The organism is Mucilaginibacter sp. JRF, from assembly GCF_015223065.1.
GTDB lineage: Bacteria > Bacteroidota > Bacteroidia > Sphingobacteriales > Sphingobacteriaceae > Mucilaginibacter.
The window spans coordinates 135,719-155,715 of record NZ_JADFBY010000006.1 but is presented as its reverse complement, the minus strand read 5'-3'; the positions used below and the strand labels follow the sequence as shown (position 1 = coordinate 155,715).

At 41.4% G+C, this 19,997-nt stretch carries 12 protein-coding genes; 6 read left to right on the top strand and 6 right to left on the bottom strand.

All coding sequences use genetic code 11. The features are described 5' to 3' along the window. Nucleotides 1-326: 326 nt before the first annotated feature. Complete coding sequence (locus IM792_RS15540; protein WP_194102813.1) at nucleotides 327-4,148, bottom strand: malectin domain-containing carbohydrate-binding protein; 3,822 nt, start codon at nucleotides 4,146-4,148, stop codon at nucleotides 327-329. 47 nt (nucleotides 4,149-4,195) lie between these two features. Then, nucleotides 4,196-7,066: a PQQ-dependent sugar dehydrogenase gene (locus IM792_RS15535; protein ID WP_194102812.1), complete on the bottom strand. Its 2,871-nt coding sequence runs from the start codon at nucleotides 7,064-7,066 to the stop codon at nucleotides 4,196-4,198. 354 nt (nucleotides 7,067-7,420) lie between these two features. Here IM792_RS15535 and IM792_RS15530 point away from each other — a divergent pair, with 354 nt between their 5' ends. Next, complete coding sequence (locus tag IM792_RS15530) at nucleotides 7,421-7,930, top strand: UpxY family transcription antiterminator (protein WP_194102811.1); 510 nt, start codon at nucleotides 7,421-7,423, stop codon at nucleotides 7,928-7,930. A 47-nt stretch (nucleotides 7,931-7,977) separates the two neighbouring features. Next, nucleotides 7,978-8,334: a hypothetical protein gene (locus tag IM792_RS15525; RefSeq protein ID WP_194102810.1), complete on the top strand. Its 357-nt coding sequence runs from the start codon at nucleotides 7,978-7,980 to the stop codon at nucleotides 8,332-8,334. Nucleotides 8,335-8,397: 63 nt separating this feature from the next. Here IM792_RS15525 and IM792_RS15520 read toward each other — a convergent pair whose 3' ends face one another. Together IM792_RS15520 and IM792_RS15515 are read right to left on the bottom strand one after the other, a co-directional pair. Then, a complete protein-coding gene (locus tag IM792_RS15520) occupies nucleotides 8,398-9,378 on the bottom strand; it encodes a hypothetical protein (RefSeq protein ID WP_194102809.1) in 981 nt (326 codons plus the stop codon). Between the two features lie 251 nt (nucleotides 9,379-9,629). Next, nucleotides 9,630-10,274: a hypothetical protein gene (locus IM792_RS15515; protein WP_194102808.1), complete on the bottom strand. Its 645-nt coding sequence runs from the start codon at nucleotides 10,272-10,274 to the stop codon at nucleotides 9,630-9,632. 316 nt (nucleotides 10,275-10,590) lie between these two features. Here IM792_RS15515 and IM792_RS15510 point away from each other — a divergent pair, with 316 nt between their 5' ends. Both IM792_RS15510 and IM792_RS15505 read left to right on the top strand, forming a co-directional pair. Next, nucleotides 10,591-10,944 (top strand): hypothetical protein, encoded by a 354-nt coding sequence (locus IM792_RS15510; RefSeq protein WP_194102807.1) that lies wholly within the window; start codon nucleotides 10,591-10,593, stop codon nucleotides 10,942-10,944. Nucleotides 10,945-11,108: 164 nt separating this feature from the next. Continuing rightward, nucleotides 11,109-11,807 carry a hypothetical protein gene (locus tag IM792_RS15505; protein WP_194102806.1) on the top strand — a complete coding sequence of 233 codons (699 nt, stop codon included), beginning with the start codon at nucleotides 11,109-11,111 and terminating at the stop codon, nucleotides 11,805-11,807. 49 nt (nucleotides 11,808-11,856) lie between these two features. Here the strand turns inward: IM792_RS15505 and IM792_RS15500 are convergent, their stop codons facing one another. Next, on the bottom strand, nucleotides 11,857-17,097 hold the full coding sequence (locus IM792_RS15500) for an Ig-like domain-containing protein (RefSeq protein WP_194102805.1): 5,241 nt from the start codon (nucleotides 17,095-17,097) through the stop codon (nucleotides 11,857-11,859). A gap of 590 nt (nucleotides 17,098-17,687) precedes the next feature. On the opposite strand from IM792_RS15500, the gene IM792_RS15495 reads away from it, so the two are divergent. Then, entirely contained in the window at nucleotides 17,688-18,059 is a 372-nt protein-coding gene (locus IM792_RS15495; RefSeq protein WP_194102804.1) for a helix-turn-helix domain-containing protein, read from the top strand. 266 nt (nucleotides 18,060-18,325) lie between these two features. Beyond that, a complete protein-coding gene (locus tag IM792_RS15490; protein WP_194102803.1) occupies nucleotides 18,326-18,697 on the top strand; it encodes a hypothetical protein in 372 nt (123 codons plus the stop codon). Nucleotides 18,698-18,828: 131 nt separating this feature from the next. Here the strand turns inward: IM792_RS15490 and IM792_RS15485 are convergent, their stop codons facing one another. Further along, entirely contained in the window at nucleotides 18,829-19,962 is a 1,134-nt protein-coding gene (locus IM792_RS15485; RefSeq protein WP_194102802.1) for a polysaccharide pyruvyl transferase family protein, read from the bottom strand. Between the last annotated feature and the right edge of the window lie 35 nt (nucleotides 19,963-19,997).

The following is a 19,997-nucleotide window of genomic DNA, read 5'->3' as shown; positions in this document are numbered from 1 at the left end:
CCTTTATGTAAAACGACGTGAAAGTTGTGAGAAAATCAACCACAATTACTTTGCATGTGTAAAACAATTTGTGGTCAAAGAAGAAACTTTTGAGGTGGTACTTCGGTCTGTTTATACTGCGTTATACACCAAAAACAGTCAGATTTCTCGCTGAGCTTCATACTTTTTATGAAAATACTACTCGTAAAACTGTGCCCATAGCAGCCCTGGCAACACTTTAAAATTAGGGCTATTTAGCCGCTATTGTAATCACAAAATAGGGGCAAAAAAAAGCTGCGCCTTTTGCGGGGCGCAGCTTAAAAAAACTATGTTGTAATTATCAATATTTACTCAACAATAAGCTTGGTATACACCTTTTTACCCGTTTGGGTTTGAGCGTTTATAACGTATATACCACGCGGCAACTTGGTAGGGAAGTTCATATTAAGTGAGCCCGCTCCCTGGTCGTCAACCGAGTAATTTTGTGTTAGCCATTGTTTACCAAAGCTATCAGTAACTACTAATGTACCCTTCTCCTGCTTGGCAAAATTGCTAAGCTTAAGGTTTACATTGCTGCCCGTGCCCGGGTTAGGATATGCAAGCAGCGTTTGCACAAGAGGGTCTGACGATATCAGATCGATGCCATTGTTACCTAACAATGAGTTGTTTTGCACCCGGTATATCTCCAACGCGGCCACAGCCACACGGTTAGCCGTAGGGTTAAATTTCAGGATCAGTGTACCATTCGTTACTGTGGCCGTATAATCTTTAACCATAGCTGTACGGTATGGCACCTCGCTGATTATATCCAGGTTATTTACCAACTCCTGCGTACCTGCCGTTATTTTGAACACACGCGAACCCGGAGCCGTCCAGTAATTCTCAACAAAGTGGAAACGTAACTGATACTGGCCATTGGCAAGCGGTATCTCGTACCTTGTTTCAGCCAGATCAGCCGCTGCCGATAAATATGTTTTGTAGAGCGAGTCAACATCGGTTGCCGCCACAGTGGTTATTGGCGTTTGTACATCAAGCTTGATAGAGCCTTTACGGTATTGCGAATCATTTTCATAAGGCACACCACCATAATTAGCACTCACATTAACACCACCCTTTATGCGTTTTACCGCGGTAACTGTTGCTGTATTTGTATTTGCTATACCATATAAAGGCACACGCAACGGCGCCATAGCGCTGTTATAGTTAATTAATAGTACGGCATTTTTAATACCCGCGCTTGTTGGCGAGAACCTAACTGTAAGATTACGGGTAGCCTGTACCGCCAGTGTTGAACCGGTAAATGATGGTATACTGAACTCAGAGGCATTTTGCCCCTCTATCCGCACACTTCTTAACTGTATAGCCGGATCATTACCACCGCTTGGATAGGTTTGTCCGTTATTTTTAATGGTAAGGGTGTACGAGGTAGTAGTCCCCGTCATGGCCGGTGCGTAATTGATGGTTTTGGTTGGCATGGCCACCAGCTCCGAATAACCTACCGAACCCGAATCCGGACGAATATTCTCTACATAGTATATATTATCCTGATAATCGTAATTGGTGAATGATGTACCCAGAATATCGCAATTCAGGAAGTAGGCATTAGGTATTACGTTACCCGCCTCATCCAGGGCTTTCAATACACGCATACCAATCAGGCCATTATAATTCTGTGTACGGTCTGACGATGAGTTACCTACTCTGAAACCAAATATACCATCATGGTTAAATGTATTTTGAGCCAGATTGGTACTTGAACCAATTAACCTTGGTAAAATAGATTGACCATCTAAAGGGTTATGTGTAAAGATATTCGGATTTGAGCTTGAGCCTTTTGTAAAATATCTTATCGACTCAACTGTTGAGCAGCAACCATGATAAGCTGCCACCTGTATAACCGTAATCGGTTTCGATGGATCGGCACGTCTAAAATAATTAGCGTTTATTTCGCTTGAGTTTGATACGCGTGTTGTTCCGCGGTTATTGCCATCATTGTGTCCATACCCTATTACAGTGCCAAACCCAAAGGCATTAACAAGTTGTTGTGCATAAGGTTCATTTGTGCTTTCGCCTGCCTTTTGCCAAATACCGCTTAGTATAACATTCTTTAACGGAGATATGCTATCGGTACTGGTTATCTTAAGCGTATCAGTAAATATCTTCACCCTGTTATCAGCATTTGGGGGTATAAACTGTACAGTTACTTCGCTGTAACTACCTGCTGCTATATTAACAGGCATAGCAGCGGTTGCATCGCTACCAACTGATACAATTTTCCATGCAGCGGGGTTGGATAAAGTAAGATTTGATACTGTAAGTCTGCCGGTCCCCTTATTGTTTATCCTCAACTTTACACGATCGTGGTTGGCATTATACGGAGTAGTATCAGGGGTTAACCTTCTCCACGGCTCCTGTATAAATGAAAACACCAGGCGATCATTTGAAGGGAAGTTATCCATATTCTTCAATACCATATAACCACCTGAAGTGCTCTGAGCTACAATACTAAAGTTGTATGGATCGCTGGTGGTTTGGTTACCATTGGCATCAGTAGCACGTACCCTGATGTTGTGGTTACCCGGCGTGCGTAAAGTAAATGGTGCTTTATAATTAGCATATGCACCGCCATTTATAGAATATTGAAAAGATGCAAGGCCTGAACCTCCGGCATCTGCCGCGGTTAAAACTACCTGCACCTCATCATCATAAGTATTGGCCGATTTTAGCGTACCTACAAAACGTGCACCAACAGTTGGCGCGGTGTTATCAGTAATGGCGGTAGCCGGTGATATGGTGATGTAGTTTAATTTTGTATTAGTGCCGCCCGATGCATCAACCGTAAGTTTACCATCGCTAACGGTAACAACAGCTGTTGAGGTGCGAAATTTAGTTGATGCGGTTCCGACAAAATCGGCAATTGCAGGCAAGCCTTCAACATTTACCTGGTGGTTACTATCGTAGTAACCATTATCGCCCGCGCTAACGGTAACACGGTAAGTGCCGTTAGCTATGGCATACTCCCATGTACCTGGTACCTGGCCATTGGTATTGGCTTGCATTTGTACGATGGTAAGCTGCCTTGCATCGCCGCTGCCTGTACGGGCGCGCATGTTGGCAGTTAAGTCAAGAGGCGCTTTGGTTGTTGGATGCACCCAGCCGAACTGGCGAGCTTCAGAATATGGTAAACCTGTATCGGCAGTATAACCTGCAGGCACAGCTGAGCTTGATGGCTGAAAATTGATATTAGCCGTAGTTGGAGCAGGTGCTACAGCTAACGAGGTAATACCAAAATCATCAAAGGTATAAGTAATAGGGCTGCTGCCGTTTCTGTACGAAGCATAAATGCCCGCGTATACCGAGCCTGTTGTTAAATCTGTACTACCTAATGATAGTGTTGTGCTTGGATAGCTCGCTCCAACATTTGTGAAGTTCTCGCCATCAAGAGCGTAAAAACCCTCAGCTGAGTTGGTAACCGAATCAATAAGTATACGTAGGGTTACTGTTTGATTGTTCAGACCATTGATAAGCGGAGTAATACGCTGATCAGGGTTTGATGTGCCTGTTGTATTTGATGATACATCATTGATCTCGCGGCGAAGTTCAACCTTATTACCTGCAATAGTAAGCTTAATAAAAGTTTTATCATTTAAACCGTACCAAAGGCCTACCTGTTGCGATTGCCCACCATAGTAAGGATTGATCACCTTAGTATCTATCTGTACTTTCCCTTTTGATGCTACCGGTACGCCTAATACGTTTATTTGATTATTGTTTGTTAGATAATCAATCCCCTTAGCGGCAACCAATTGCAGCCTGCCACCAGTAAGGGTGATCTTTGACGCATCATAACCCGGAACTGTCGCAACAGTTGGTTGGCCATCAACAGCTAAACGTGTACCTGAGAAGGTGTTCACTGTAGTGAAACCCGTACCCGCACCGTTGTCATCAACAATGGTGTTGGCTACTGCCGTGCTAAAATCAAGCGTGTAGGGTAAGGCAACATTAATATCGCTACAATCTAATGTACTCACCGGGCTGCATGGTGCAACCTGCGATAATTCCTTGAAAACAGCAGCGTTCTTTCCTGCAAAAACAGCGTTGGGCAATTGCACCAAAAGCATTAATAATGCAACAACTTTCAGTAAGCTTTGCTGGTAAAATTTTTTCATTCCTCAGTTGGTTAAGAGTTTAGGAAATGCATTATATATCGGTATAATTAATCAGTTACTTTTTTTGAAGCCTCACGGTTAAGCGAACGATTTTTAGCCAGCAACCCATTCTGTACCTTTTTCTGATTAACCTTTAATAAGGTGATCTGCGAAATCAGGTTCGGGTTGTCATTCCAGTTAAATTCACTCACGTATAAGTTACCGGTCAGCGTATCTTCAACAATATCAATCGGGTTAGCAAAACCGCCCATACCTTCAAGGCCATAGTTACCGGCACCGCTGGCAGTTTTGCTGATGTCATAAATACTATCATTCTTAACATCGGTAAGTGCTACCTTTTGTTTGGCGCCCGGCTCTAACACCATGATATCGCCACCGCCGCTGAAACGACAAACTAATAGCTTGCCTTTAAGCTGACCGTTAAAGCTGTCGCTTTTGTACTCAATAGCGCCGTTTGGCGATTTGTTGAAGCCAAAATCAAACGCGGCACCACGATAGTTGGCATCTGCCACAACTTTTTGCTTGTAAACCGGATTATCAAGTCTGCCACGGTTAATTACATACTCGCCGCGCAATGGGTTAGGGTGGCCAAAGTAGCCTATGCCCCTATCCGGGTTGATGCGGAACAGCCAATCGCGCTGTACGGGCACATCATTGGTCATTTCAACATCAGGGCCGTTGTAAAAAGTATTGTCAGGACGGCGGGTACCTTTAACTGATTTTGGCGAGTTACCACCACCTCCCGATCCGTTGGCAGGCACATAGAGCTGGCCATTGCTGTGCCATACCAGATCGTAGGCATTACGTATGCCCGAGGCGTAAATAGTAAGCGGCGACACCACGCTGTAAGGGTTGTAAGTACCATCGGCCATGGCAATAGAATTTGCCGGAGCCTTGTTTATCAACCTTTGGTTTGATGTAGTGCGTACATTAAGCGGCCATTTATATTTGTTTAGCTTGGGGATGTCTAACCTTAAAATAGAACCTGCAAGCAGTGTTTCATCACGTTGCCAACCTTTATCGTACATACCTGCTGAGGTATTACTACCTACTGATACGTATAAACCACCATCAGGCCCGAAGGCTATACTGTTCACCATGTGATCGCGTGTTGAACGTGGCAGGTTGATGATGGCCTGATCCTCGTTTTGCAGGGCATTGCCTGACAGGCGTGAGATGCGGCCATCAAACATTGGCATTTCTTCTTCGCCGGCTGATGAGTAAGATACCCAGGCAACCATGTTCTCTTTGGTAGATGAAGGCTCGAATGCAAGGCCGATAGCGGTTACCGCTCCGTATTTCTTAGTGAGTGTGTTTATCTGTTTAACGTTTTTAAGCAAACCGGTACTGTGATCTATCTCAAAACGCTCAATACCACCATCAATCCTCAAGGCATAAAAACGCCCGTCAGGACCAAAGGTTAATGAGGTATACTTTTTCTTCTGAGTACCCGGGATAGGTATCTTAACAAACTCGGCGTTGATGATCTCGTCGGGATTAATGGCTGTTGCCGCTGTATAGAAGGTAGTTTCGTAAGGTGTAAACTCAGCACCTGAATATGATTTAACACCGCTTGTTATCACAAATTTATAAACTGAACTTGGCTCCAATTGGGTAAGCGGGGTAAAGCTGATAGCATCGCCACCACCGGTACCTTGCACTGTACCACGCACCGGTAACACACCGGTTGAAGTTACCTTGAATAATTGTACGGTATGATCATTAATAGTAGCGTTATCAACACCACCTTTAAAACCTTTTACAGCCGGTACCGAAATACTGCCTGCTGATATACTGGCATTGTTCAACAAGCACTCGCCAAGATGCGGCGACGAACTGATAACATAAGGCGTTTTACCATCAACCACACGCACACGTAAGGTTACCCGGCTTTGGTTAAAACCATCGGCAGATAGGTTTAGCCTCGCGTAATAGGTGCCAGCTTTTAATGAGGCCGTTTTAGCATATTTACATACCAATACCGAATCGCCGCTTTTTATAACTTTCGGGAAGCTCAACCAATCTTTGGCATCGCCCTCGTATTCGGCGCTAACTTTGTACTCGGCATTTATATCGAGTGAGTTTTTAACAACTACAGGTACGGTCAAATCCTTGCCCGCGCCTTTCACAACCAGCATATCCTGCTGTTTAGGCAATATATAAGCGTAAGGGAATATGGTTAAAGGCTCAACCTCTACATAACAAAGTTTGGTATTGATACCACCTTTGGCATCAAGCGTTAAAAAACCATCGTTAACGGTAACTGTAACCGTATTAGTTTTAAAACGACCAGGGCTGCGCAGTTTACCAAAAGGCACAAAATCCTTAATGGCTGGTACACCTTCAACATTTATACAATCTACTTCTTTGGCTTTGTGCACACTGCCATCGCCGGTAGCCACAGTAACTTTGTATACGCCGTTACGCAATTTCAATTCCCAATAACCTTCGGTTTTTACACCATCAAAAGGACCATATCTTAAACCATTAATATCATCAGCCTGCATGTGTATCAGGGTTGATAGCAAAACATCTTCGGGTTCAATGCGTGCCCTGCCGTTTCCGGTCATATCAAGCGGCTGTTGTGTTTCAACATTTTTCCAGCCGTACATCAACTCAAGGCCCTGGGTGGTACCTGAATGTGTTGAAAATGGTTCGCCAAAATCTTTAAGCCAACCCGGCGGCTGGCTGGTGGTTTCATCCTGAAAATTGATCTTGATCACATCAAACGTTGGCTCAGAGGCAATAAAAAAGCCGTTACTTATGGAGGCTTTCACCTGCTGTTTAACGGCTACCCTTTCAAAACTTTTGCTGCTAACATAAATAAATATCAAACTTAAAGGCAGCGCAACATAGAGGAATATCAACCTGACATTTCTTATACTTATTCCATCCGTTATCGTTTTGAGATTGCTCATCTTCAGCTTAGTAAATACGTTTAAATGTTATTATGTAGGGGTGTATCAAATACAATATGCTACAAATTTAATATTTACCGCCCGCAGAAACCCGCCTAAAAGCCTTGTTGTGAGCGGATTGTGCAATCGTTGAAATAATGAGTAATTCGTGTGCAAAAAAGGTGGCATTTATCAATTATCGAGCCTAAAAATCAAGGTTTGGTGCACATGAAGGGCAAAAATTTGCCAAACGTAAAATTTGGGAAGTGTACCGTTCACACTTTCACAACTTGATACACAATGCCATAGCGCGTTATAAATAGCCTGCAACTTTAGCGTAATTTTAACGTTTGTAATACCTTTTGAAAACTTTAAATGATTCAAGCCAGCGAAAAACAGTGGATGGTGCTGTATACACGGGCGCGGTGGGAAAAGAAAGTAGAGCATTTGTTAAAGCAACAGCATATTGAGAGTTTTTGCCCATTAATACGCTCTAAACGGAAGTGGGCTGACCGTTATAAGATCATAGAGGTTCCCCTATTTACCTCATACATCTTTGTTAAAGAAGATACGTCACTATTTGAAAAGGTAATGCAAACTAATGGTGTGGTAAGCGTTGTGCGCAACAATGGCAAACCAGCCCTGATCAACGATCAGGAAATTGAAAGGATAAAATTCCTGGTGCAAAATTATGCCGAGCTGCAAACCGTACCCATTGAAAATTTAAAGGTTGGCGATATGGTTGAGGTAAAGGAAGGCCCTTTTATGAATAAACAGGGCGAAATAAAAGATATAACCGGCAATTCGGTACTTATGGTTTTAAAGGACCTGAATTGCGTGATAATTGTAAAAACAGACGAACAAAAACTCATTGCCGTTAATTAAATAAGGTAATGATAATATCGACATTATTATATACTTGGTAGGGAATCATGGATAAACATTATGGACAGATCGTTGAACTTGTGATCAGAAAAAAAGGGATAAGTATAAGTGAGCTTGCACGTTCATCAAATATTAACCGTAAATGTGTTTACAATTGGTTCAATCAAAAATATTTAAAGCCTGAAGTTATACATCGTATAGGTGGCATCATTAAACACGATTTTTCAGTTGAATTTCCGGAACTCTTTACCCCGGAGGATTTTATGGCCGAACAATCAGAACACGAAACCGATATGATATCAGATAAGGATCAGGCCGAAAACAAACTATGGAAAGATAAGTACATAGTTTTGCTTGAGCATTACAATCAGTTGTTGCTAAAGCATATTAAAGGCGGATATTAATATCCTGAGAAAAAAGATTATAACAAAAGGGGCTGCTTTAGCCCCTTTTGTTGTTTGTAATACTTATGGTAATGTAATTTTGCGGATGGTGTTGCGGGTATCAGTAACAAATAATGCCTTACCGCTATTTGATATAGCCAGGTTAGCGGCCACAACATCGGCTTCGCGGCCAACGCCGTCGCGCCCATCATTACCATAAGGGCCGGTAATTGTTGAGATGCCGCTATTGTCTATCTTTTTAATGGCGTTACCATCGGCAATGTATAAGGTGTTACCATCTTTACTTACAGCAATACCGCTTATAAATATAAAGCGCTGCTGCGGGTAAAGCCTTGTTATTTGTCCGTCGGCACTAACTTTAAAAAGTTTGGTAGCGGTGCTTACATATTTAACACCTTTAGGGCCTACCCCTATTCCGCGCAGGGTTTCATATTGATCCAGATAGTCTGAAAAGTTTACCACGTTGCGGGTAATAACTCTTTTAACAATTTTACACAGGCTATTATCATTCACAAACCACATGGTACTCTCGCTATCGCGCTCCATATCCAGGTTCGAGTCGGCATTACCAATACGGCTTACTATGTTTATGCCACGATCTTTATTGTAAATGCGCACACCATAAGCGGTACTTACTATATGTATGGTGCCTCCCGGATCTAATGTTACAGCTTCGGGCAGTAAGCCACCCTGCGAATACTCGGGCGGTAGTTCAACAGTGCTTACCTTATTGTAAATACTGATCTTACGGATAGCGCCGTTAAAAAAATCGGCAATGTAAAGGCTGCCATCGCCATTTACAAAAATTCCGTGCGGTTTGTAAAACCTGGCTTGCGGTCCGGGGCCGTTAACTTTGCCCGATTCATCAAACTTGCCGGCAATGGTACGCACAGTGTACGGCGCTACAGGCTCATCAGCAAGTGCGCTGGTTGAAAGTTCTGTGTCATCGTTAACCGGGGTTTGTTGGGGTTGGATTGTTTTTTCCTTATTACATGCCACTAAAAAGCATGCAAATAATGCAAAAAGGTAGGATAAGCGTTTCATTGAGTGATTTTATAATGTGGTAGGCAAATAACACTATAAATCACTACAAGTTTTTACTGATTTTCAAGGTGTTCCATTTTTTGTATAGCATATGAAATACAGGCACACAAAGCAATCAATTTATTATTCAACAGCCTGAATTTTGAGCAAGTGTTTTAAAGCATGTTTATAAATAAAATTGCCCAAAAACGAGCAGGGCTCCTCATGTATTATGAGGAGCCCTGCTGCTGGTTTAAATTTATGTTTAGAAATTATGGTATGGTTACTTTAGCTGTCCACAATACACCTGCTTGTTTAATTTCATTCAGGTTGAAGATTTGTTTTTCTTCGCGGCTGTATACATTAATATTTACTCGTTGATCAGATTCAAGTGGAGTAACTTGCAGATCAAGAGGATAGTTACGTTTGTAACGTATATAATAAGTAGCTGTACCTTGATTAATATCAAACTCAGCATATTTATCGCCACCACCGTACGCAACGTGTGCTTTTTTCTCAACAGTTACAGTTAATTTAGCATAACCGTAATCGGTATCTCTGCTGTCCTCGTCCGATTTGTCCTTTTTACAACCTACAAACATTAAGGCTATTAACACTAAAAAGGTCACGCTTTTCATCATCCACACTTTTCCGTTTCCTATTGAACTCGACAAGCGGGCGTTTTTAGAAGTTAGTTTAATTCTTTTCATATCATTAAATTTTTCATAAAAATAGGCCATGTTTATTACAATAATACCCCATTTTATAAAGTGTGTATCAGGTCGTGCAAGTTTGTATAATTTTTGTGGAAGATGCTTTTTGAGTAGGATCAGGCCATTTTTGGGCACCTTAAAAAGCCATAAATCAGGCTTATAAAATATAGGTTTAAACGTGCGATGTTTAGAAAAAACAGCCACAAACGCATAAATTCTTATTTTATTCTAATGAGTTGTAATACTTGTTATATGTCAAGCGCAGCTTTGCGAAAATACTTTTGACCCAAATAAGTGAAACAAGAATTACGAAATTCATACTAAAGCTTACAAATATTTATGAATGATACACAGGTTCGCCTCATCGTGTCACTATTTTACACAGTATGGGGACACAATGCGTTCAAGGGTACAATTTTTGAAATCTTATTGCGACCTTTCGCTCATATTAAGCTTGTGAAAATAAGCTGTGATATGCAAACCGAACTTTACATTAACTAAACCAACTTTACACTTACCCATGAACAAACACCACGGACAACTAATTGAGTACAGAGTTAGAAAGAATGGCTATAGCATTAGTGATTTAGCCAGAAACTTGAATGTAAACCGCCGATCAATATATAACTGGTTTAATCAGCCTTATATTAAAAAGGATGTTATACTACATATAGGTATTATACTACGTCATGATTTTTCGCAGGAATTCCCTGAGATGTTTACCAGCGAAGAATTTGAATCAGTACATAAATTCAAGCCTACCGGTTTTGGTACTCAACGTACAGTTACTACCAACCAAGACGACGAGATATACAAAGATAAATACGTTAATTTGCTCGAAAAATACAATATGTTACTACTTAAGTCACTATAACAACTTAAGTAAAAACGAGTAAGTTAAAGGAAGAACACCTCTATATTTTATTGTAAAAAACAATTCATTGGTCGGCCGATCAGCGAATTATTTTTTAAGATAAAATGTACAGGTGTTTTTTTTGTGTGCATATGTAACTATTTTAGCGAAAAAACTTCTCGTGTATGCAACAGTCGCTGGTAGACATTAAGATAAGAATATCTGAGTTTACTCAATTTTTCGAAACAAATTACCTGAACCACAATGCTCAACCAGCCGATAAAACACTCGAAATTCTTGGCAACATGGCCAAAAATATACTATCGGGGTTACAAGGTATACACCATTGCCTGGATGCAGGGGCTAATTTAAACACAACTCAATTCAAGCAATTACAGGTAAGCATTGCCGATGCGGTGATTAGCATTTACCTTATTGAAAATTCGGATGGGTTACCTGAACTGCTTTCGGGCTTACAATGGTTAAACAGCAAGCATTTTCAACTGGCCGGCGAAGCCGAACCAACTGATAGCGACTTAAGTAATAATGCGGATACCGATCTGCCGTCGCCGGTAAAGATTGATTTCGCTACTGCCTGCGGGCATATCAACACTCATTTATCTATCAGGGAAGTGAGAAATGCTGTGAAACAGGCAGAAAGTATCCATAGCTTTTTTTCGTACAACAGCCATTATATATCAAACTCAACAAGCCAGCAGGCTTTTGCTGATACTATATTAACGCATTTATTAAACAGTATACAGGTATATATTATGGCGATATCATACCTCGAACCGTTGTTTGATAAGCCAAAATCAACCTTTGATGCATTCAATGCCGAGATCAAAAAGTTAATATCAGTCCAAAAGGCTATCGTTATATAAAAAGCATAACCTATACTACGAATGCAGTATAGGTTGTGCTGATTTATCTTTATCTGTCTAATATAAATTTAGCAGCTTCTGTTGTACCCCGGCCAACCGCCCGGATAATGTACAACCCTAACGACCAATCATTACCAACAGAGAATGTTGTTTGTGTTGTACCTTCGGTAGATACCTGCACTTTTTTGGTGAGCAGTTTTTTACCATCCTTGTTATAAACGCTTACATCGTAAGTTTCGTTAACTGCAAAACCTTTTAAGGCCACATTTACCGTGCTACCTGTAACCGGGTTAGGGTATACTATCAATGCACGTTTAACAACAGGCTTGTTCAACGCATCGGCAGGCTTAATAAGTTTGCGGTTAGCTTGTGCTAATGTATCAGCAAATACATTCTTTAGAATTACCCGCTTCACCGTATCATCTACCGTGGTAACGGCCATTACGGCTTCGGCAGGCTTATTATTCAGATCAAGCGAGCTCACCTTGTATGATACCGCGCTTTGACTGGCTAACAACAATGGCTTTTGCGCGCTTGGCTTGATCATATCAACCAGTTTAAAGTTTGATGCTCCCGCTCCGGAAAGATCAATATCCTTTATGGTCAGCGTAGTATCGCCCTGGTTCATGATGGTTAGCCAGTAATCGCCATTTTGAACTTCAGGATCGGCACTTTCCTCCTTGTTTAAAGCAACAGCCAAACGTGCACGTGCCGGGCTTGGTTGTGCCTGAGCTTTAAGCAGTGTTATTTGCGCCATCAGGTTGGTGTTATCATTCCAGTTAAACTCACTTACGTATAAGTTACCGTTGGTAACATCCTCTACTACATCTAACGGATTAGCAAAGCCCGACATACCTGTTAAGCCGGTATTGCTTGAGCCTGTGTTGACCTTGATGATGTTATAAGCCGTATCGCGCAAAACGGTATCAGGTAATTTAACCATTGAGCCTGGCTCCAATACCGTAATATCGCTACCGCCACTAAAGCGGCATACCAGTATTTTACCTTTAAGCGCGCCGTTAAAGTTATTGCTCTTGTACTCAATAACCCCGTTTGGCGAATGGTTTAGGCCAAAGTTGTAACCAATCCTGAAATTAGCATCGGCCGTAATGGCCGGAGAGTACAATGCATTATCAAGGTATCCCCTATTGATCACATACTCGCCTCTTAGCGGGTTAGGGTGACCATAGTAGCCTACCCCCAATTTCGGGTTAACGCGGAACAGCCAGTCAACCTGAACCTGTACGCTTTTACCTGTTGGAGTAGCCGGTATTTCAGGACCATTATAAAAAGTGCCATCAGGCAGACGTGTACCTATAACCGAGCCCGGCGACTTACCACCACCGCCAGAACCGTTGGTTGGCACATATAATTGTCCGTTTGAATGCCAAAGCAGATCGTAAGCATTACGCACTCCTGAAGCAAATATTGTAAGCGGTGAATTTGTGGCATATGGATTATACTTGCCATCGCTCATGGTAATGGAATTAGCAGGCGCGGCGTTAATTACAGCCTGAGATGAGCTTGTTTGCACGTTAAGCGGCAGGGTTATACCTGTCAGTTTATTCAGATCTAATTTTAGCACAGCACCCGAAAGCAAAGTTTCGTTTCGCTGCCAATCGTCATCATATAACCCGGCCGAGCTGTTACTACCTTGTGATATATAAAGCGCGCTATCGGGGCCAAAAGCAATACTATTAGTCAGGTGATCGCGGGTTGAGCGTGGCAGTTTGTTTATGATCAATTCTTCGTTACTAAGTGAATCACCCGTTAAACGTGATATATTACCATCATAAGTAGGCGCGTTATCTAACCCATAGGATGAATGTGTTACCCACGCTATAGGTTGCGTTGGTGTTGACCGTGGATCGAACGCTAAACCAATAGCCGTACGCATGCCATACTTGTTGGTAAGTGTTTTTATCTGTTTCTTATTGCTCAAGTTACCGGTGGTATGGTCAACATCAAAACGCTCAATGATGCCATCCATACGCAAGGCATAAAATTTATCATCAGGGCCAAATGTCAGTGTTGAATATTTGATGTTTTGCGTACCAGGGATAGGTATTTTCTGGAACTGAGCGTAAAGGAACTGGCTCGAATCAACATCAGCAGCTCCGGTAGTAAAGTAAAGTTCGTAAGGCGTAAATGCGGCCCCTGAATATGATTTCACACCCGATGTGATCTCAAATTTATATTTGGTATAAGGCTCTAATAAAGTTTTAGGCGAAAAGCTAACAGCATCACCACCACCGGTTCCCTGCACAGTGCCGCTCACGCGAGTTAAAACATTATTAACTACTTTGTAAAACCTTACAGTGGTACTATCAATGGTTTCATTATCTACTCCACCTTTATACCCTTCAACAACCGGCACATGTAAATAATTTGCTGACACACTTGATGTTGTAAGGCTTACATTGGTAGCGCCATTTGGAGGGTTTGAGCCTTTTACATAAGGGCGCTGGCCATCAACCACGTTTAACTGAACCTTTAATATAGTACTTGTATAGTTAGCGGCAGTTATTTTTAACGTAGCATAATAGGTACCATAAGGCAGATTATTTGCTGCCGCATAGTTAAATACTTTAGTTAACTGTTTACCACTTTGGCTATTAGTGACTGATAACCATCCGGTGTTTGCTCCCTCGTATATTGTTTGTATATCGTAATTTAAATTAGCGTTGGCTGAGTTGCCGATCACTAATTTGAATGAGCTCACACTATCAGCCCCTTTTCTGAGTACGATGTTCTGGCTTTTCAGATCCGTATATAAATAAGGCGCTGTACTCACCGGCGCTATTGAGGCGTAAGTTATTTTAGTGTTTGTTCCGCCGGTAGCATCAATGGTCAGCCTTTCATCGGCCACATTAACGTTGATTGTTCTGGTTGAAAAACGACCATTGTCGCCTGCCTTACCTTGAGGTATAAAACTATTGATAGCGTTTATACCTTCAATATTTATGGTGTGCTTTTCAACAGCGGCACCAACACTACCATCGCCTACACTTACGGTTACATTATAATTTCCGTTAGGCACGGCCATTTCCCAGTAGCCCTCAGTTTTCACACCGGTAAAGCTACTTGTAATATGATTGGCCTGCATGTGCATTACGGTAGCTAACAAAATATCTTCGGGCAAGGTACGTACCCTGCCGTTACCTACCAAACTAAGCGGAGTACCGTCGGATTTTTTGCGCCAACCATATGTAAAGCCCGACTGCTGCTGCCGCCCTATCCTTTCGCCATAGGCCTGCCCATAATCTATCATATAATCCAAAGGCGGTGTGGTCTGTTCATCCTGAAAATTCACATTCATCACCTTTGGCGTTAGCGGTTCAATAACCGACAGATCGATCAGCAGGCTTTTAGGTGTAAACCCTTCGGAGCGGAAAGTCACCAGCGCCTGATGATCACCCACTGCCAGGCTCGAGCTGATATTGCCAACTCCAAACACTAAATTATTAGTGAGGTTGGTAGGCAGCGTAAGCCACGGAGCTTCAGTTTTCTCTATAGTATACGAGTTCAACGCTGTATTAGCCGATATACCTACCGAATCGGGCAATATTTGTCCGCCTTTTATCACGGTAAAATGCAAGGTATCCTTAGTCAACGCCAAAGTTGGTATCGGAGGCTGCGGTCTTGATATTTTGAAATCATCAAAGGTGTATACAAAAGGCACTGTACCATTACGGTATGTTCCGTACAAACCAGCAAACAAGGTACCGTTGCCTAAACCGGTACCTGCAATTGATAGCGTTGTCGAAGTGTATCCAGTAGCACCTGTACTTGTATAAATATTCCCGCCGTCAATCGAGTAAAATCCTTCCGCGGTTTGCGATGCATCATCCACTATCAACCTTAAATCGACAGTTTTGGTGTTGAGGTTAGGTATTACTGCAGTTACCCTAACATAATCACTACCATTGTTGGTAACATCATTCACCTCTTTTCGCAACTCAACTTTATTAGCTTTTATACTGAGTTTTATAAATGTTTTATCGTTAAAACCATACCATATACCGCCTTGCTGTTCAGCATTACCATTATATGGGTTGATCATCCGCAAATCAACTTGTGTTTTTCCATAAGCATTGATGCGCGCACCTAAAACGTTAAGCTGACTGTTATTAGTTGTATAATCATTACCTTTGTTGGTAGTTAATTGCAAGTGCCCATTAACTAAATTAATATTATCTTGCTCATAACCGGGCACTTGAGTCAATTTTGGCTTACCATCAATGTTAAATCGTGCTTTTGAATACGGATTTACTGTAGTAAAACCTGTACCCAAACCATTTTTATCCTGAATACTGTTGTTAACTGATGCATCAAAGCTTAAACTAAATGGTAATTGTACATCTAAGTTTTGGCAGGGTATTGTACTTAATGGCGAGCAACCAGTAAAACCAGTTGTAGTTAAAGAGCTTACAGTAAAGTCATCATAAGTATATGTTACAGCGCTTGCACCACTACGGTAAGTTGAGAATATGCCCGCGTAAAGTGTACCCGATGTTAAACCGGTACCCTGCAAACTTACACTGGCCAACGGGTAACCAACAGAGCCTGCATTAATGTAGTTAACACCATCTGTTGAGTAATAGCCATCTACCGTTTGCATGGCTGAGTCAATAACCAAACGCAACGAAACGGTTTTAGTATTTAAACCGGAAATAACTCCGGTAATGCGTCTGTCTTGATTAGTACTTGTTGTATTGGTACTGGTTACATCATTTATCTCCCTACGAAGCTCTACTTTGTTACCTGTAACCCCCAGTTTTATAAATGTTTTATCGTTAAGGCCATACCATAAACCGGCTTGTTGCGATTGCTCGCCATAAAACGGATTGATGAGTTTTACCTCGAGCATTAACCTTTTTGCCGCGCTAACCTGTATACCCAAAGTATTGAGCATATTATTGTTTGACAGGTAATCTATCCCTTTACCGGCTACTATCTGTAAACGCCCGCCGGTAACAGTAATTTTTGAAGGCACATAGCCTGGTACTTTAGCGTCGTAAATTTTAGGATCGGTTGAGATGCGGGTACCTGAGTAGGTGTTAACCGTGGTGAAGCCGGTTCCAACCTGGTTCTTATCAAGAATGGTGTTTGGAACCGCCGCGTCAAAATTAAGCTGATAAGGTAAGGTAGGTTTAAGTGCCGAACATGGCAGCGTACTTACCGGGCTGCAAGTATCAGGTATTGCCTGAGTTGCGGCATTCAACACAGGTTTTGAAAAACCTTGCTGATAACCTAACAACATAAGCATACCTATAAGTAGTTTATTCATGGTAAAACAACTTAAATTAAATTATATGAATTAAATAGATAGATTGATACACCAAGTGCAGGCTAACCACGATCAACTGAAAGCCGGAAAGGTAAGCCGTACTATCCGGCCCCATCGCACAACATAAAATACAGTACACAAATGTATGCTTATCAGTGCTTTAAATGAAGATTACACATCTACTTGTGGCGATAATTGAGAAGTTGTGATTTAATTTAACTTAGAGTTTAAGTTAGCAATATACAAATGTGGCCAAAAGGTGAGCCAGATGTACCGGTATATAAAAGCGAAACCCGGCGCAGCGTGCCGGGAATCATGTTGTTTTATTACCAATAGTTAATATCTTATACGTTACCCAACATAAAAGGTTACTCATGTAACTCAAACACTTATTTATTATATATCATATATATAATAATCAATACTCTACACGTTTTAGTATAGGTTTATGAAATGAAGTGAAAGTTTGTGTGTAGTAGTGAACAACCGTAGCTTAACGGTTTGCCCTTGTGCCTTTTATGACTAATTTTAGAACAGTAAGCTACATAAACCCAAATTATTTATAAACAAATTGGCAACATCGCAAAAATATGCATAATCATTACGGAAAGACAGTTGAATATATTATTCGCCGCAAAGGTGTAAACCTGAGCGATCTGGCTAAGATAATGAATATTAACAGACGTACATTTTACAACTGGTTCAATCAGGCTCGATTAAAGAAAGAAATAATTATACGAATAGGCGCTGCAATTAAATATGATTTCTCGGCAGAGTTTCCCCACCTTGTTACTCCTCCGGAGCAACCAAAATCATTAATACCCAAAGCTCAACCCTCAGACGATGATCATCAAAACAATAACTGGAAAGATAAATATATCTCATTGCTCGAAGAGTATAACCAGGCATTGATAGATACCCTGAGCTATACCGAAAAAAAGCCGAACGCTAATAACGACTGATCTTATTTATTACATCTATATAAAAACTTGCCTCAAATGTGGATTAACAACCACATTTGAGGAATACAATACCTATGAAATATCAGTTCAAAAATTTACTCAACCAAGCTATTACACAAGAGATTCGTAACCAAAATGTAAAAAAATTACATACTAATCGAATTTTAATAACTCATATATCACAATAATCAGTTTTTTTTTTGTTTTGTATAACATTTGCCGTAATTGCTTCGTATAAATGTATAAGCTTCAAAAGTTAAATGAAAATGACCCCTACAGAAATCAGTAACGCAATTACACTCCTTGAGTTGAATGCCATTAAATGCAGTCCGTTTGATTGCTTTGGCAACGACGTCAGGAAACAGATCTACGCCATGATCGACGTGTTGAACAATCAACGTTCAAAAGAATGGATCAATGCACGTTACCTGGCCGAAAATGAAATTTACGCCACCAATTTAGACAATGTAGTTTGGCGCTCGGCAATGGACGCCCGCGATTGGATGGATGGTTTGTTTGAAATTGATGATCTGTTGTTTCCCGAAGCTGATCAGGCGCAAAAAGCCTACGATAAACATCAGATATTCTTCAATAAAAAATCTGATTTCAAAAGCACTCAATCACTGCACGTTAATTAACCCCAATTAACGGCTCGAGATAAAGTTAGTTCGAAAAAATAATCGACACACCTGATTGTGTCAACCTCATAAAATAAAAAAAGCAACCCGTTGGCATGACAGGTTGCTTTTTTTTGCTTATTGTCTTTTGCTTAGGCTTTCTTTTTATCTATCAGTTCAAAAACCTGCTCCCACATTTTGGCCGAGTTTATTTTGTGCTCTTTGCCTCGCTCAAGTAAGCGTGCTGATACTTCATCGCGGTTAGCCGGTACAGCTAATTTTTGTATTAAGGCATCAACTGTAGTATAATCATTCAGATCATTGATCAGGCCTTCAGTAAAATCGTACTCGGCTACCAGCATAGCATATTTGTGCGACCAGCTTGTGGTAACACATGGCACACCCTGGCTCAGCGCGCTTACAACACCATGAAACCTTGAGCAAATAATGAACTTCGCCGTCGAAATAATCCCTTTAATAACCAGCGGATCATCCTCCTTGATAACGGCCAGCGGCACATCCAACATCTTGTTTACCTGGTGGGCAAACTCCTCATCCCTTTTACCCTCGTGTATTAAAAAGTATGGTTTAAGGTTAAGGTTGCGGGTGGTAGCAATGGCATGTTTTAAAAACTCAATATAATCGCCTTGTGCCGATGCCTTGCTCTCAACCATTTTGTAGTTAGGTATGATAGCTACCTCATGCGCTTGCTTATCAAACGTAGCAGGTACTTTACCTTTTATCAGGTTAGTAAAATCGGGCGATCGTTTAATGATCGGACTATTTTTAACACCAGTTATGTGTTTGTATGATTCTTCTTCTCGGGCGAAGATAAGGCTGGCCTTATCAACAATTTTGGCCATTACGACTTTTAGTTCAGCATCCTCGAACGGGCCGAACGCTTGCGCTAACAGGATCACCTTTTTACCATCGGCATTCCATTTACTTATTTGAGCACCCAGCCTGCGCTCGGCATATTGTGCTCCCCATTGATCGCCAAAGGCAAAGCCCGAGGCATCTATAACAACATCAACTTCCTTTTCCAGATAGTAGCCAAACATTCTACGTATAAAGCCGGGTATCATCGCTCCTTTACGGTTTGATTGCTCGCTGCTGAATTTTATACCGATGTTGCTGGCTTTTAATTTTTCTTTTGGTGTTTTTGACCCCGTTTGCATTATTATTACAACCGAGGGGTATCGCGTTCGGAGTTGATCTAAAATGGCGCGAAGCATAAGCTCGGCTCCTTTGTTCACGAATTCTACTCCGCGTAGTTCTATAGTCATAAAGTAATGGCTTTTAGTTAGTGAGGGTATTTTGT